Consider the following 15,499-nt stretch of genomic DNA (forward strand, 5'->3'; position numbering starts at 1 on the left):
GCAGCCCTGTCGCCCTGACAGGGCTGCCATTCAATACGAAGTCCTGGTCTATAGGCTTGACGAGTCAGCATCCTTGATCGTTCGATCCGCCACCTCACTCTCCCCCGATTCACGCCCGTCCCATCATCGTGACCGTTTTCTCGCACACATTGTAGAAAATACAAGTCGGCGTATTTAGATCCCTTTTCAAAACCTTCACTGGTTTGAAAGAAGTTTTGTCTAGAAAATTCTCTGACATGTAGTCGACCAATATGATGATCACGACAGGACCGTCCCCTTCAGGTTGTAAGATTTTTTTCAACAACGTTTCAAGTTTTGTTCTGGTCTTAAGTCGTCGCGTGTCGATGGTGTTAATACACGTGATCGAGCCGGGTAACTTTATACGATGCCGGGCTAAAAACTTTTTGACGTCACCAGCAAAAAACGGCGGATCCTGGGCGCTGGCCGGGGTTTTCGAATCGGGGCATGATTTCGTGGTTTTTTTTGAGTGTGGCGCGTTTGAGAGTTTGAAGGTTTGGAATAATCCGTCTTCGTCCATTGGGTCGGGATTTATGGGGTCTTCGTTTTCCGCAGCGTTAAAAGCTTTTAGAAAGGCCTCGTCCGTTTCGAAGTCAGAAGGGGCGTACAAGGATCGATAGTTGAAATTAAGCGTCAGGAAAAAAAGCAGCAGTAGATAGAAAGGGAAGCTGATCAGGAACCATATGTAAATTTCACGCTCGTTGTTATCCAGAAAGGGCAGCGAAGCCGCCGCCGATCCCTCAGAAATAACCGCGAAGATGGCGATAACGGTCATTGGGTTAGTGATTTTTTTTGTGGTTTTGAACATCGTTTATTGCTCGCTGAATAAAGTTGGTCTTTGATTTGTTGACACTTGGAGCTGGATTGAAAAGTACGTGTCTTTAACAAAGGTTTAATTGCAAACAACAGTATCGTGTTTTTCGAATTTTTCGAATGATCCGGGCCGTGTGAAGTTGTAACGTCTGGAGGCCGACACTGCGCTTGGACGCTGTTCTGTTTAAAAGTCGGTGGTGGTGTTTAAGTTAAGCGTCGAGAAATTACATCGTTTAGCCTGCCAATAAACTGACCGGGCTGAATGACATGATTGGTAGAGAGATTTTTTGTAGGATTAATCTTTATTGCGCGTAGGAGATGTCTTTAGCTGCAAGTGTATCCAGACTTCCTTGTGCCACGGGTGAAGTGACTAGGATATTGTGCCGGTTCTAAAAATTCGAACAGCGAAACTGGACTTGCCCATGAATAAAGTGCTGATCGTGGATGATCACCCCGTCATTCGTCTTGCGGTGCGTATGCTGATGGAACGTCATGGCTACGAAGTCATTGCAGAAACGGATAACGGTGTGGATGCATTGCAACTTGCCCGTGATCAAATGCCGGATATTGTCATACTGGATATTGGCATTCCGAAACTCGACGGCCTGGAAGTTATTGCCCGTCTGACTTCAACGGCGATGCCACTCAAAGTCCTGGTGTTGACTTCCCAGGCGCCGGGTCACTTTTCGATGCGATGCATGCAATCGGGAGCGGCAGGCTATGTATGTAAACAACAGGATCTGACCGAACTGCTCAGCGCCATCAAGGCTGTGCTGTCCGGTTACAGCTATTTTCCGAATCAAGCCTTGCACACGGTGCGCACCAGCCTTGGTAACGCCAGCGAGGCCGATATGGTGGATCGTCTTTCCGGCCGGGAAATGATGGTTTTGCAGCAACTGGCGAGGGGAAAGACCAATAAGGAAATTGCCGATGGCATGTTTTTAAGCAATAAAACCGTGAGCACCTACAAGACTCGCCTGTTGTTGAAACTCAACGCCCGCTCGCTGGTGGATCTGATTGAGCTGGCGCAGCGTAACGGTCTGGTTTGATCGCTGGGTAGTTGGCGGGGTCATGGGCGATCTGTTTCAACTTGCCTGAAAAAGCAAAAAGCCTCCCGGACGGAGGCTTTGATTTATTTGCGTGGATGCTCAGAGATCAAAATCGTAATCGGCCAAACGCTTTTGCAGGCGACGTTCTTCCAGCAGATTGTCGATGGTGCGACGTTTGCTCAGATTGGTTTTTGCAACTTCAACCACCGGTTCGGCGTCGTCAGCCTCTGCTTCTGTGGCAACAAAATCGTCGTCTGTTTCCAGTTGCTCTTTGCTGGTGCTCATAAGGTTAACTCCAGGCGAGGACGGCCTTTGGCGCTCCTTATATCGATATTCCAGCGGCGGGTAAAAAAGATTTTTTCAATCGATAATCGTAAATCCTAATAGCGGGTCAATCGTCCGACGTTTTGTGTTTGTACTCGCACAGGTCTTCGATCCGGCAGCTGCCACATCGTGGCTTACGCGCGAGGCATACATACCGGCCATGCAGGATCAGCCAGTGATGGGAGTCGAGGAGGAATTCTTTTGGCACAAACTTCATCAGCTTCTGTTCCACTTCAACAACATTTTTGCCCGGTGCGATACCAGTACGGTTGCTGACGCGAAAAATATGCGTGTCGACGGCCATGGTCAGTTGGCGAAAAGCCGTGTTGAGCACCACATTGGCTGTCTTGCGCCCGACGCCGGGCAGCGCCTCAAGTTCTTCCCGAGTCTGCGGGACTTCACCGCCGTGACGCTCGACCAGCAGCCGACAGGTCTCGATAACGTTCTTCGCCTTGCTGTTGAACAAACCGATGGTCTTGATGTACTCGGACAATCCCTCGACACCCAGCGCATGAATGGCCGCCGGCGTGTTGGCCACCGGGTACAACTTTGCCGTGGCCTTGTTGACGCCAACGTCGGTCGATTGCGCCGACAGGATGACCGCGATCAACAACTCGAAAGGTGAGGAGTACGCGAGTTCAGTTTTTGGCTCGGGGTTGTCCTCATGGAGTCTGCGAAATATTTCCAGGCGTTTTGCGGCATTCATGGTCGATGCGTTTCCTCGGGGTGGAGCGACTTGCGCGTAAAGGCCTGCCAGATTGCGAGCAACAGTCCCAGCAGAATGAACGCGCCGGACATCTGGGTTGCCCACTGAGCACCATGACCCAGCCACTCACGCAGCAGGGCCAGAACGACCATCAGTGCGGCGAACAATCCGCACAGTTTCAGCCGTTCAATCCAGGGCTGACGGTAGAAACCGTTATGTTCCAGCACGACGCACTGCAAAGCGATCAGCCCGGCATACAGGCTTGAATGTTGGTACCACGGCAAGGACAGGCGTTGCGCCGCGATCTCGGCGCAACTGGTCAGTGTGGCGGCGATCAGCACGCTGGCCAAGGTGCTGGTCATTTCTCTGAGACGCAGTGGCAACCTGCACAAACCGTAAAGCCCGTTGACGATGGCGAACATCACCAGCATCCCCAACGCGCCAGTCAATGTGTCGCTGGCACCGAGCAGCAGCATTAACATCAAAGAATTCGACAGCGTCGCGAATCTGTTCATGGCTTACCCCCGAGCAGTGCCGCGCGATGTTCATCAAAGTAGCGCAGGGCATCGTGGATGGCGTCGATCGTCGCGCGGGATGTGATTGTCGCTCCCGCGATCTGATCGAATTGCCCCTGATCCTTTTTCAACGCCCAGCCAGCGCTCACAGGCTCATCGAGCGACTTGCCGGAAAACGCTTGCAGCCAGTCATTCGGCCAGTCGCCAAGATGGCCGCCAAGCGCCGGGGTTTCAGATTGCCGTAAGGTTTTGACGCCGAGCAGTTTGCCGTTGGCATCAATGGCTATCAGCAGTTCGATGAGTCCGTCATAACCCTGTGTCTGGCTGCGCAGCAACACGGCGACCGAGCGGCCGTTTTTGCTGGCCAGATAACCGCCCGCCAATGTGCTGTGGCTCAAGGCGATATCGTGCACTGGCAGCGTTTGTTCCAGCGGCTGATTGTCATAAGCATCCGCCGGCAACATGTCCAACAGTTTGCGACTGTCGAGCAGGCGCTGCTCGGCGGCGATGTGCGGTGCGTTGCTGCGTTGCGCCCAGTAGGTCAAGCCCGTGCCGAATGCTGCGAGCAATAACAGAACAGTCACGTTTGCGGCGCGGTTCATGGCATCGCCTGCGCTTGCCGGGCAGCGACAACACGTTCGAGCATCGGCACGCAGAGATTCATCAGCAACACCGCAAATGCCACGCCATCTGGATAACCGCCCCATGTGCGGATCACATAGGTCAGTAATCCCGCGCCCACTCCGAACAGCAATCGTGCAAGACGACTTTTCGCGCCCGAGACCGGTTCGGTGATGATGAAAAACGCCCCGAGCATGGTCGCGCCCGTCAACAGGTGAAACAGCGGCGAGCCATGAGAGTCGGAGCCCGAGCCGTTCCAGCACAGCAGGCTGACGAGAAACAGGCCGGCGAGCATGCCGACCGGCGCGTGCCAGTCGAACACTTTGCGTTGCAGCAGAAACAGCCCCCCTGCAAGAAACCCCAGATTCACCCATTCCACGCCATGCCCGCCGAAACGGCCAAACGCCGTCTGACCGGCAAACAATTCGTCCATGGTCAGGCTTTTATTGATGCGCAAGCTGTCCAGCGCCGTGGCCTGAACCCACGCATCCGGCGCCTGTCCGAAGCCGAACACATGCTGTAGCGCCGGCCACAGATCCATGCCGTGAGCCGGCCATTGAGTCATTGGTTGCGGGAACGTCACCATCACCAGTGCAAAACCGAGCATGGCCGGATTGAATGGATTTTTGCCGACGCCGCCATACAGATGCTTGCCAAGCAACAGCCCGGAGGCAATTGCCGAGACGGTCAGCCACCACGGGCAATAGGCCGGTAGCGCGGCGGCCAGCAACGTGGCACTGACCACTGCGCTGCCATCGGTCAACGTTGGCAGCCAAGGTTGTTGACGCAGGCGAGTGACAGCGGCTTCAACGGTCAATGCGGTGGCAATCGACAGGATCAGGTTGATCAGCACGCCCCAGCCGTAAAACCAGACCAGTGCCAGCAGCCCCGGCAATGTGGCGAGGAGCACAAGCTTCATCGCCTGTTGCAGTCGCTCGTCCGCGCTCTCAAGGGGCAACATGGGCTTCAACCTGGCGTTCGGCTTCCTGCAACCGGGCGCGGGCTTCGTCGAGGTCGGCATTCGGCGTGTCGGTTGCCCGTTCGAGTTTGCTCAGTTCGGCGCGGCGCATGGCCAGCTGGATTTTCGCCCGTTTCAGCTCCGCATCCTTCGCGGGAGGGGCAACGTTTATCGGCGCAGGCGCGGCGCTGTGTTCCAGCGCAGCCAGCGCCTGTTCGGCCGCTTCGAACTGTTGTTGAAGTACGATCAGTTGCGACTGCTGTTCGAATGTCGGCGGGTGACCGAACGCTTTCAAGGATTTATGCAGTTGTGCGCGGCTCATGGCCACGTCGATTTTGGCTTTTTTCACCGCCGCATCGGCGTTCGCCGTTTTTTGTGCGCGCACACGCTCCAACGCGGCCTGCACCGGGTTGAGTGCGGTGATTGCGGTCTGTGCTGCCCGTTGCGCGCGGGCTTCACGCTCGGCTTGTTTCTGTTGCTCTTCGCGTAGCAGTCGGGCATTGCGTCGCTCGAAGCGTTGACGTGCATGATTGCGTTTTTCCGCGCGGGCCTGAATCTGCGCAAGATCGGCCGCCAATCCACCGACGACCGGTAGCGTTCCGATCGGTAGCGGGTGCATCTCGATGCAATCCACCGGACAGGGCGCCACGCACAGGTCGCACCCGGTGCACTCGTCGATGATCACCGTGTGCATCAACTTCGCCGCACCGACGATGGCATCCACCGGGCAAGCCTGGATGCATTTGGTGCAGCCAATGCACTCGGCCTCACGGATAAACGCCACTTGCGCAGGCGCTGAACCGCGACTGATGTCCAGCTCAAGCACGGGTATTTTCAGCAGTTCGGCCAGGGCTTGAATGGTTTCGTCGCCGCCCGGAGGACACTTGTTGATTGGTTCGCCGCTGGCAATGCCTTCGGCGTAGGGTTTGCATCCGGGATGTCCGCACTTGCCGCATTGGGTCTGCGGCAGCAGGGCGTCGATGTATTGGATCAGACTCATGTTTTGATCAATCCACTGAATCCGAGAAAAGCCACGGCCATCAGTCCAGCGCCGATCAACTGGATCGGCAGGCCGCGAAAGGGCAGTGGGATATCGTTGTCGTTCGTGCGTGCGCGCAAATCATTGAACAAAATCAGCACCAGCCAGAAGCCGAGGCCGGCGCCAAGACTTGTCGCCAAGACATGCAGCAAGCCTTGATCGTTTTGCGCGTTGGTCAGCGCCAGACCCAGCACGCCGGCATTGCCCAGCAACAACGGCCACAAGCCATCGAATGACAGCGTCGGCAGCGCGCGGCCCAACCCCCTGAGCAACGGCGCGATCAGCAAGACGCTCAACGGCAGAAACACGAACAGCCGCAGCGCTTGCAGTTGTAACGGCACCAGCAGCCAGTGAAACACCACGTAACCGAGCGTGCCGACGATCACCATCAGGCACAGTGTCGCCAGCCCCAATGCATGCATTTGGCGCCGCTCGCCGGCCAATAGCGGATCGACGCCCAGCGGCGTATGCAACACGAGGTTGTTGATCAGCGCAGCACTGATGAGCGTAAGCACGATGTCGGTCATGGTTCTGCCGGCAGGAAGGCCCGTTTCATTAAAGGTTAGGCATTATCCGGCGTGCGTGGAGAGCGGGCCAGATATGAAAAATCCCACAGGCGCACGGGGTACGCCTGTGGGATCGCTGTCGCGCAAAGCCTTACTTGATGCGCTGGCCCGGCTTGGCGCCGCTGTCCGGGCTCAGCAGGTAAATTTCTTCACCGCCGGGGCCGGCTGCCATCACCATGCCTTCGGAGATGCCGAACTTCATTTTCCGTGGCTTAAGGTTGGCGATCATCATGGTCAGGCGACCATCAAGCTTGGACGGATCCGGGTAAGCGCTCTTGATCCCCGAGAACACGTTGCGTTGCTCATCACCGATGTCCAGGGTCAGGCGCAGCAGCTTGTCGGCGCCTTCCACGTGTTCAGCCTTGACGATCAGTGCGACGCGCAGGTCGACGGCAGCAAAGGTGTCGAAGTCGATTTCCGCCGACAGCGGATCCTTGGTCAGTTCGCCATTACCTGCCGGGGCGGCTGCACTGGTGTCGGTCTGGCTGGCGGTCAGGTCTTCTTTCGAGGCGTCGGACATGGCTTGTACTTTTACCGGGTCGATGCGGGTCATCAGTGGCTTGAACTCGTTCAACTGATGATTGGCCAGCAGGGTGGTGTGATCGTTCCAGGTCAGCGGCGCGACGTTGAGGAACGCCTCGGCATCGGCGGCCAGCAGCGGCAGCACCGGTTTGAGGAAGATCACCAGTTGGCGGAACAGGTTGATGCCGGTGGCGCAGATCGCCTGGACTTCATCCTGTTTGCCTTCCTGCTTGTTCAGCGACCACGGTGCCTTATCGGCGATCCACGCGTTGGCGCGGTCAGCCAGGCCCATGATTTCGCGCATGGCACGGGCAAAGTCGCGGGCTTCATACGCATCGGCGATGCTTGGCGCGGCGGCGAGGAACGCTTCGGTCAGTTCAGGCGCTGCATTGCTGTCGACCATCACGCCGGCATTGCCTTTGTTGATGAAACCGGCGCAACGGCTGGCGATGTTGACCACTTTGCCGACCAGGTCAGAGTTGACCTTCTGCACGAAGTCTTCAAGGTTCAGGTCGAGGTCATCGACGCCACGCCCCAGTTTGGAGGCGTAGTAGTAGCGCAGGTATTCCGGCGACAGATGATCCAGATACGTGCGGGCCTTGATGAAAGTGCCGCGGGATTTGGACATCTTCTGGCCGTTGACGGTCAGGTAACCGTGCACATTGATCCCGGTCGGCTTGCGGAAACCGGCGCCTTCGAGCATCGCTGGCCAGAACAGGGCGTGGAAGTTGACGATGTCCTTGCCGATGAAGTGATACAGCTCGGCGGTGGAATCCTTGCCCCAGAACGCGTCGAAATCGAGTTCCGGCGTGCGGTCGCAAAGGTTCTTGAAGCTGGCCATGTAGCCGATCGGCGCATCCAGCCACACGTAGAAATACTTGCCCGGCTCGCCCGGGATCTCGAAACCGAAGTACGGCGCATCGCGGGAGATGTCCCACTGTTGCAGGCCGGCGTCCAGCCATTCGGCGAGCTTGTTGGCGACGGCGTCCTGCAAGGTGCCGCTGCGTGTCCAGGTCTGCAACATCTGCTGGAAATCCGGCAGCTTGAAGAAAAAGTGCTGGGAATCCTTGAGTACAGGCGTGGCGCCGGAAATCGCCGATTTCGGATCCTTCAGATCAGTCGGCGCGTAGGTCGCACCGCATTTTTCGCAGTTGTCGCCGTACTGGTCTTCGGTACCGCATTTCGGGCAGGTGCCCTTGATGAAGCGATCGGCCAGGAACATTTTCTTTTCCGGGTCGAAATACTGGGTGATCGAACGTTGGGCAATGTGCCCGGCATCACGCAGCTTCAGGTAGATCTGGCTCGACAGCTCACGGTTTTCTTCAGCGTGAGTGGAGTGGAAATTGTCGAAATCGACCAGGAACTCGGCAAAGTCGGCGCTGTGTTCAGCCTGTACGTTGGCGATCAGTTGTTCAGGGGTGATGCCTTCCTTTTCCGCGCGCAGCATGATCGCCGAACCGTGGGCGTCGTCGGCGCAGACGTAAATGCATTGGTTGCCACGGTGTTTCTGGAAGCGCACCCACATATCGGTCTGGATGTATTCCAGCATATGGCCAAGGTGAATCGAACCGTTGGCGTAGGGCAGGGCGCTGGTGACGAGGATCTTGCGTGGTTCGGACATGTGGGGCTTCGCTACTTGATGAAACGGAGGTCGGCCACTATAAAGCGCTGGCGCATATTTTTCACCCTGTGCACCTGTTTCACTGGATGAGCAGACAGAAAAGATCGCGGCCTTCGCCAGCTCCAGCAGATGTGCGCCGATCTCCCAAGGAGCTGCCGAAGGCTGCGATCTTTTCAGGTACGATACCCGCCATCATTTCCCAGAATTGTTATCGGAGTTGCCCATGAGTGCCGTCACTCGCGCAGCGGTGGAAGCCGTCCTCAGCCAGTACACCGACCCTTATCTGAACCAGGATCCGGTCAGCGCCGGTTGCGTGCGCGACATCCAGATCGAGGGCGACCGCGTCAGCGTGAAGCTGGAAATCGGTTATGCCGCCGGTCTGTTCAAGAGCGGCTGGGCGCAACTGCTGCAATTGGCCATCGAGAACCTTGAAGGCGTCGTCATCGCGCGGGTCGACGTCACCAGCGTGATCGCGGCGCACAAGGCTCAGGCGCAAATCCCTGGCCTGGCCAACGTGAAGAACGTGGTCGCCGTGGCGTCCGGCAAGGGCGGTGTGGGTAAATCCACCACCGCTGCCAACCTCGCGCTGGCGCTGGCCCGTGAAGGTGCCAAAGTCGGCATTCTCGACGCCGATATCTATGGCCCGAGCCAAGGCATCATGTTCGGCATTCCCGAAGGCACGCGTCCACAAATCAAGGATCAGAAGTGGTTCGTGCCGCTCAAGGCCCACGGCGTCGAGGTCATGTCGATGGCGTTTTTGACCGACGACAACACGCCGATGGTCTGGCGCGGGCCGATGGTGTCCGGCGCGTTGCTGCAACTGGTTACGCAAACCGCGTGGGGTGATCTGGATTATCTGGTCATCGACATGCCGCCAGGCACTGGCGACATCCAGTTGACTCTGGCGCAGAAAGTCCCGGTCGCCGGCGCGGTCATCGTCACGACGCCACAGGATCTGGCCCTGCTCGATGCGCGCAAAGGCGTGGAAATGTTCCGCAAGGTCAACATTCCGGTGCTGGGCGTGGTGGAAAACATGGCCGTGCACATCTGTTCGAACTGCGGCCATGCCGAGCATCTGTTCGGTGAGGGCGGCGGTGAGAAACTGGCGACCCAGTTCGGCGTGGAACTGCTGGCCTCGCTGCCGCTGTCGATGCTGATCCGTGAACAGGCCGATGGCGGCAAACCGACGGTGATCGCCGAGCCGGACAGCCAGATCGCGATGGTCTATCAGGAACTCGCCCGCCACGTGGGCGCGCGGATCGTCTTGCAGGAAGCCGCGTCGCCGGCGATGCCGAACATCACCATCAGCGACGATTGATCAATCCGTAATACGCAATACCCTGTGGGAGCGAGCAGGTTCGCTCCCACATCGGTTTTGCGGTGGGGTTAGATGCGCAACCCGCCATCCATCTCCAGAATCCGGCCGGTGTAGTAGTCGTTCTCGAAGATATACGCCGCCGAATGGGCGATTTCTTCCGGTTTGCCCATGCGCTTGAGCGGAATTCCCGAAGTCATCTTCTCCAGCGCCTCCGGCTTCATGCTCAGGGTCATCTCGGTTTCGATAAAGCCCGGAGCGATGCCCGCTACGCGAATGCCGTAACGCGCCAGCTCTTTCGCCCAGGTCACTGTCGCCGCAGCAACACCAGCCTTGGCAGCGGAGTAGTTGGTCTGGCCGACGTTCCCTGCGCGGGAAATCGACGAGATGTTGATGATCGCACCGCTGTTTTTAAGCTCGACCATTTTCGCCGCGACTTCACGGGTGCACAGGAACACGCCGGTCAGGTTGACGTCGATGACTGCCTGCCATTGGGCCAGGCTCATCTTGGTCATTTCGCCGTCCTTGACCTTGAGCAGCAGACCATCACGCAGGATCCCGGCATTGTTGATCAAACCGTGGATCGCGCCGAAATCTTCAGCAACCTGCGCAACCATGTGCTCGACCTGTTCTTCATTCGCGACGTTACACAGATAACTGCGCGCTTCGACGCCTTTGGCTTTGCACGCCGCGACAGCGTCGTCGAGTTTTTCCTGGTTCAAATCCACCAGCGCCAGTTTCGCGCCTTTGCCGGCGAAATACTCGGCCATGGAGCGGCCCAAACCCTGGCAACCGCCCGTGATAATGATTACTTTGTCGTTGAGTTGCATTGGCATGCCCCTTTAGCAGGTCTGAGTAGTGTCCTTTAGAGAGCCTCTCGATCTGCGCCCGACATGGCCTGGCTGCACATGAGAATTGCCCCGATGGCGCGACTGGAAACTTATCGCCAGGCGCCTGTCCGTTTTTTCGACGGATTCTATTTAAGGAGTCATAAATTGAGCGTTGAAGCGGCCAAGAATGCCCGAGAATTGCTTCTCAAGGAATACCGTGGGGTGTTGTCGACCCACTCCAAATCAATGCCCGGTTTTCCGTTTGGCTCCGTGGTGCCTTACTGTCTCGATGAGCAGGGTCGACCACTTATCCTCATTAGCCGCATTGCACAGCACACGCATAACCTGCAAAAGGATCCGAAATGCTCGCTGCTGGTCGGTGAGCGCGAGGCTGATGATGTGCAGGCCGTAGGCCGCCTGACCTATCTGGCGCAAGGAAAAAAACTTGAAGAGCCGGCCGCCATCGAGGCCGCCGCCGAGCGTTACTACCGCTATTTCCCCGACTCGCAAAACTATCACAAGGCCCACGATTTCGATTTCTGGGTGCTGACACCGGTACGCCACCGCTACATCGGCGGTTTCGGCGCGATCCACTGGGTCGATCAATTGACCCTGACCAATCCGTTCGCCGGCAAGACCGAGATCAGCATGGTCGAGCACATGAACAGCGATCACGCCAAAGCCATCGCCCATTACGTCGAACTCGCCGGTCTGCCGAACACCGTGCCGGCGCAAATGGCCGGGATCGATACTGAAGGCATGCATTTGCGTATTGGTCAGGCGCTGTACTGGCTGCCGTTTCCGGCGCCTTGTAATACGCCGACACAAGTGCGCGAAGCCTTGGTTTCTCTGGCTCACGCCACGCATTGGCCAAAAAATGAAGTGGCCGACGCTTGAATTCACGAAAGGGCGACGTCATCTAAGGCTTACTGCAAGGCATTTCTTGCGTTGAGGAAACTTTGATGCGCCCTTTTTTGTTGCTCTTTCTGCTGTTTCCGGTGCTGGAGCTGTTCGTATTCGTCAAGGTGGCAGGCTCTATCGGGTTTTTCCCGGCCCTGCTGCTGGTCATTCTCGGCTCGATGTTCGGCGTTTTCGTGCTGCGCGTCGCCGGCCTCGCCACGGCGCTGCGTGCCCGTGAAAGCCTGAACCGTGGCGAACTGCCGGCGCAGACCATGCTTGAAGGTTTGATGCTGGCATTGGCTGGCGGTCTGTTGATCCTGCCGGGCTTCATCAGCGATGTGGTCGGCCTGGTCATGTTGCTGCCGCTCAGCCGTCGCCTGCTGGCCAATAAAATGCGCCAGCGCGCCGAAGACGCCGCCATGCGTCAACGCGCCTTCGCCGACGACCTGCAACAACCTCGCGGCGGTCCCGCTCCGCGTCAGCCTTTGGGGCGTGAGGGTGATGTGATCGAAGGCGAATTCGAGCATCGCGATTCCAAGTAACATCGGTTTCGACACGGCACCTTCGGGTGCCGTGTTCGTTTCGGGCGAAAAATTTTCCATCCTCGCCCTTGTAATAAGCTTATGCGCCCTTATGTATCGGTCACCGCAAGGTTTCTGGCATTTGCCAGACAGACTTTCGCGACTCGCTCGACGAGTCGCAACCGGCGAAGGCCGGATTGTTAAACCCGCCGGGGACTACACCGGCCGATGAAAACCACAATTAGGAGAGATCGACAATGAAGCTTCGTCCTTTGCATGACCGCGTCGTCATCCGTCGCAGCGAAGAAGAAAAGAAAACCGCTGGCGGCATCGTCCTGCCAGGTTCGGCTGCTGAAAAAGCCAACCACGGTGTGATCGTCGCTGCAGGCCCGGGCAAGACTCTGGAAAACGGTGACGTACGTGCGCTGGCCGTGACAGTCGGCGACAAGGTCGTGTTCGGTCCTTACTCCGGAAGCAACACTGTGAAAGTCGACGGCGAAGACCTGCTGGTCATGGCTGAGAACGAGATTCTCGCCGTACTGGAAGACTGATTCCCCGCTCATTTTCCCGTTACTACAAAGTATTTAAGGAATATCGATCATGGCTGCTAAAGAAGTTAAATTCGGCGACTCCGCCCGCAAAAAAATGCTCACCGGTGTCAACGTCCTGGCCGACGCAGTAAAAGCGACTCTGGGCCCGAAAGGCCGTAACGTGATCATCGAGAAGAGCTTCGGCGCTCCGACCATCACCAAGGACGGCGTTTCCGTCGCCAAAGAAATCGAACTCGAAGATCGCTTCGAAAACATGGGCGCGCAGCTGGTCAAAGACGTTGCCTCCCGTGCCAACGATGACGCTGGTGACGGTACTACTACCGCTACCGTTCTGGCTCAGTCGATCGTCAACGAAGGCCTGAAAGCCGTCGCTGCCGGCATGAACCCGATGGATCTGAAGCGCGGCATCGACAAGGCGACCATCGCCATTGTCAAAGAGCTGAAAAACCTGTCCAAGCCATGCGCTGACACCAAGGCAATCGCTCAGGTAGGCACCATCTCCGCCAACTCCGACAACTCCATCGGCGACATCATTGCCGAAGCCATGGAAAAAGTCGGTAAAGAAGGCGTGATCACCGTTGAAGAAGGCTCGGGCCTGGAAAACGAACTGTCGGTTGTAGAAGGCATGCAGTTCGACCGTGGCTACCTGTCCCCGTACTTCGTCAACAAGCCGGAGACCATGGTTGCCGAGCTGGACAGCCCGCTGATCCTGCTGGTCGACAAAAAGATCTCGAACATCCGTGAAATGCTGCCAGTGCTGGAAGCCGTTGCCAAAGCCGGCCGTCCACTGCTGATCGTTTCCGAAGACGTTGAAGGCGAAGCCCTGGCGACTCTGGTCGTGAACAACATGCGTGGCATCGTCAAGGTTGCAGCCGTCAAGGCGCCAGGCTTCGGCGACCGTCGCAAGGCCATGCTGCAGGACATCGCCGTTCTGACCGGCGGTACTGTCATCTCCGAAGAGATCGGCCTGAGCCTGGAAAGCGCCACCCTGGAAAACCTGGGCAGCGCCAAGCGCGTGACCATCTCCAAGGAAAACACCATCATCGTTGACGGTGCCGGCGTTGAAACCGACATCCAGGCGCGTATCGCTCAGATCCGTGCACAGGTTGCCGAGACTTCGTCCGACTACGACCGTGAAAAACTGCAAGAGCGTCTGGCCAAGCTGTCCGGCGGCGTTGCAGTGATCAAGGTTGGCGCCGGTTCCGAAGTTGAAATGAAAGAGAAGAAAGCCCGCGTTGAAGACGCCCTGCACGCAACCCGCGCAGCCGTTGAAGAAGGCGTGGTACCTGGCGGTGGCGTAGCGCTGATCCGCGCTCTGGAAGCCATCCTTGACCTGAAAGGCGACAACGCCGATCAGGACGTGGGTATCGCTGTTCTGCGTCGCGCCGTTGAAGCACCGATGCGTCAGATCGCTGCCAACAGCGGTGACGAGCCAAGCGTTGTGGTCAACGAAGTCAAGAACGGCAAAGGTAACTTCGGTTACAACGCTGCGACTGGCGAATACGGCGACATGATCGAAATGGGCATCCTGGATCCAACCAAGGTGACTCGTTCCGCGCTGCAAGCTGCATCGTCGATCGGCGGTCTGATCCTGACCACCGAAGCTGCAATTGCCGAAGCACCGAAGAAAGACGGTGGCGCTGGTGGTGGCATGCCAGACATGGGCGGCATGGGTGGCATGGGCGGCATGATGTAAGCCAGCCTTACCCGTAACGCAAAACCCCGCTGGCGAAAGCCAGCGGGGTTTTTTATTGCCTCCGACTTGATGTTCACCTTTACCCGAGGCGCGGCCATCGCTGGCAAGCCAGACTCCCACAGTGTTCACAGATGCTATGAGCAACAGTGAACACTGTGGGAGCTGGCTTGCCAGCGATGGCATCAGTTCAGACGCTGACCGGTTGTGCGTTGACCACCGATTCGTCTTTCGCCGCCGGGCGATACAGCACCCAGTAATACGACCCCAGACAAATCAGCCAGCAGAAAATCGCCGTCCACACGTTGTGCGAAAAAAAGTGCGCGCCTTGCATCATCCGGCTCACGGAAAAGACTGTGCCCAGCGCAAAGGCAAAGATAAACGCCTTGCGCGCCAGTTTCGGTTTGCGGTCACGCAGGACGAAGAACAATGCAAACAGGGTAAACCCGGTGGCCGCATGTCCGCCCGGCCAGCAACGTCCGGGCTTGTCGGTTTCGGGGCGATGGTCGAGCAGTTTGCTATAAGTCTCATGCCCGCCGAATTGTTCCAGGCTCCATGGGCATTGCACCGCCGTCACGGCCTTGACCGGCGTGACGAACGAAGTCGCCAGGCCCAGTGACAACACCAGGCAGCCCAGTTCCCGTTTGAACGGTTTGAGGCGTTCCATGAAAAACGAACCGACGAAACCGACAATGGCCAGCACCGAAAAGCCAATCACGAGCTGTTTGGCGCGGTCGTGGAGGATGTCTTCGAGGAAATAGCTATGGCGCCCGATGAAGTCGCCAGCAGCCGGATCGTAAAATTTTGTGGCGAGGAACATGTCCAGATCGGTCATTTCCAGCAGCAACAGAATGATTGCTGCTGCAACGGGTATCCCCAAGGCTAGCCAGAAGTTCAAAGGCCTGGGAGCGGGGCGGGCAATGGTCGACGCCATGGG

17 protein-coding genes are annotated in these 15,499 nt (G+C 57.4%); 6 read left to right on the forward strand and 11 right to left on the reverse strand.

All coding sequences use genetic code 11. The features are described 5' to 3' along the window. Positions 1-109 precede the first annotated feature (109 nt). Complete coding sequence (locus tag GIW69_RS10610) at positions 110-826, reverse strand: hypothetical protein (RefSeq protein ID WP_236482347.1); 717 nt, start codon at positions 824-826, stop codon at positions 110-112. A 427-nt stretch (positions 827-1,253) separates the two neighbouring features. On the opposite strand from GIW69_RS10610, the gene GIW69_RS10615 reads away from it, so the two are divergent. Continuing rightward, positions 1,254-1,880, forward strand: coding sequence for a response regulator transcription factor (locus GIW69_RS10615; RefSeq protein ID WP_108592726.1), 627 nt, complete (start codon positions 1,254-1,256; stop codon positions 1,878-1,880). 99 nt (positions 1,881-1,979) lie between these two features. Here GIW69_RS10615 and GIW69_RS10620 read toward each other — a convergent pair whose 3' ends face one another. The 8 genes from GIW69_RS10620 to metG all read right to left on the reverse strand — a co-directional run bounded on the left by GIW69_RS10620 (position 1,980) and on the right by metG (position 8,752). After that, positions 1,980-2,165 carry a PA3496 family putative envelope integrity protein gene (locus tag GIW69_RS10620; RefSeq protein WP_236482348.1) on the reverse strand — a complete coding sequence of 62 codons (186 nt, stop codon included), beginning with the start codon at positions 2,163-2,165 and terminating at the stop codon, positions 1,980-1,982. A 106-nt stretch (positions 2,166-2,271) separates the two neighbouring features. Continuing rightward, complete coding sequence (gene nth, locus GIW69_RS10625) at positions 2,272-2,910, reverse strand: endonuclease III (RefSeq protein WP_236482349.1); 639 nt, start codon at positions 2,908-2,910, stop codon at positions 2,272-2,274. Further along, positions 2,907-3,425 (reverse strand): Rnf-Nqr domain containing protein, encoded by a 519-nt coding sequence (locus GIW69_RS10630; RefSeq protein WP_236482350.1) that lies wholly within the window; start codon positions 3,423-3,425, stop codon positions 2,907-2,909. The genes nth and GIW69_RS10630 overlap by 4 nt, the downstream gene beginning before the upstream one ends. Beyond that, positions 3,422-4,027, reverse strand: a complete 606-nt coding sequence (locus GIW69_RS10635) for an RnfABCDGE type electron transport complex subunit G (RefSeq protein WP_236482351.1) — start codon at positions 4,025-4,027, stop codon at positions 3,422-3,424. Before GIW69_RS10635 ends, GIW69_RS10630 begins: the two co-directional genes overlap by 4 nt. Continuing rightward, positions 4,024-5,007, reverse strand: a complete 984-nt coding sequence (locus GIW69_RS10640; protein ID WP_236482352.1) for an RnfABCDGE type electron transport complex subunit D — start codon at positions 5,005-5,007, stop codon at positions 4,024-4,026. The genes GIW69_RS10635 and GIW69_RS10640 overlap by 4 nt, the downstream gene beginning before the upstream one ends. Next, complete coding sequence (gene rsxB, locus GIW69_RS10645; RefSeq protein WP_236482354.1) at positions 4,994-6,004, reverse strand: electron transport complex subunit RsxB; 1,011 nt, start codon at positions 6,002-6,004, stop codon at positions 4,994-4,996. Before rsxB ends, GIW69_RS10640 begins: the two co-directional genes overlap by 14 nt. Then, positions 6,001-6,570 carry an Rnf-Nqr domain containing protein gene (locus GIW69_RS10650; RefSeq protein WP_236482355.1) on the reverse strand — a complete coding sequence of 190 codons (570 nt, stop codon included), beginning with the start codon at positions 6,568-6,570 and terminating at the stop codon, positions 6,001-6,003. The genes rsxB and GIW69_RS10650 overlap by 4 nt, the downstream gene beginning before the upstream one ends. A 130-nt stretch (positions 6,571-6,700) precedes the next feature. Continuing rightward, the gene (metG, locus tag GIW69_RS10655) at positions 6,701-8,752 is read right to left on the reverse strand and encodes a methionine--tRNA ligase (RefSeq protein ID WP_236482357.1); all 2,052 of its coding nucleotides are present in this window, start codon (positions 8,750-8,752) and stop codon (positions 6,701-6,703) included. A 223-nt stretch (positions 8,753-8,975) separates the two neighbouring features. On the opposite strand from metG, the gene apbC reads away from it, so the two are divergent. Beyond that, complete coding sequence (gene apbC / locus GIW69_RS10660) at positions 8,976-10,070, forward strand: iron-sulfur cluster carrier protein ApbC (protein WP_236482359.1); 1,095 nt, start codon at positions 8,976-8,978, stop codon at positions 10,068-10,070. Positions 10,071-10,138: 68 nt separating this feature from the next. Here the strand turns inward: apbC and GIW69_RS10665 are convergent, their stop codons facing one another. Beyond that, a complete protein-coding gene (locus GIW69_RS10665) occupies positions 10,139-10,897 on the reverse strand; it encodes an SDR family oxidoreductase (RefSeq protein ID WP_236482361.1) in 759 nt (252 codons plus the stop codon). A 165-nt stretch (positions 10,898-11,062) separates the two neighbouring features. On the opposite strand from GIW69_RS10665, the gene GIW69_RS10670 reads away from it, so the two are divergent. The 4 genes from GIW69_RS10670 to groL all read left to right on the forward strand — a co-directional run bounded on the left by GIW69_RS10670 (position 11,063) and on the right by groL (position 14,565). Continuing rightward, entirely contained in the window at positions 11,063-11,794 is a 732-nt protein-coding gene (locus GIW69_RS10670) for a HugZ family pyridoxamine 5'-phosphate oxidase (protein WP_236482362.1), read from the forward strand. Between the two features lie 65 nt (positions 11,795-11,859). Further along, positions 11,860-12,339, forward strand: a complete 480-nt coding sequence (locus GIW69_RS10675; protein ID WP_236482364.1) for an FxsA family protein — start codon at positions 11,860-11,862, stop codon at positions 12,337-12,339. Between the two features lie 236 nt (positions 12,340-12,575). Beyond that, on the forward strand, positions 12,576-12,869 hold the full coding sequence (locus GIW69_RS10680) for a co-chaperone GroES (protein WP_236482366.1): 294 nt from the start codon (positions 12,576-12,578) through the stop codon (positions 12,867-12,869). A 49-nt stretch (positions 12,870-12,918) separates the two neighbouring features. Then, entirely contained in the window at positions 12,919-14,565 is a 1,647-nt protein-coding gene (groL, locus tag GIW69_RS10685) for a chaperonin GroEL (RefSeq protein ID WP_236482368.1), read from the forward strand. Between the two features lie 187 nt (positions 14,566-14,752). Here the strand turns inward: groL and GIW69_RS10690 are convergent, their stop codons facing one another. Further along, positions 14,753-15,496, reverse strand: coding sequence for a phosphatase PAP2 family protein (locus GIW69_RS10690; protein WP_236482370.1), 744 nt, complete (start codon positions 15,494-15,496; stop codon positions 14,753-14,755). Positions 15,497-15,499: the final 3 nt, after the last annotated feature.

It is taken from the genome of Pseudomonas syringae, from assembly GCF_021605415.1.
GTDB lineage: Bacteria > Pseudomonadota > Gammaproteobacteria > Pseudomonadales > Pseudomonadaceae > Aquipseudomonas > Aquipseudomonas syringae_S.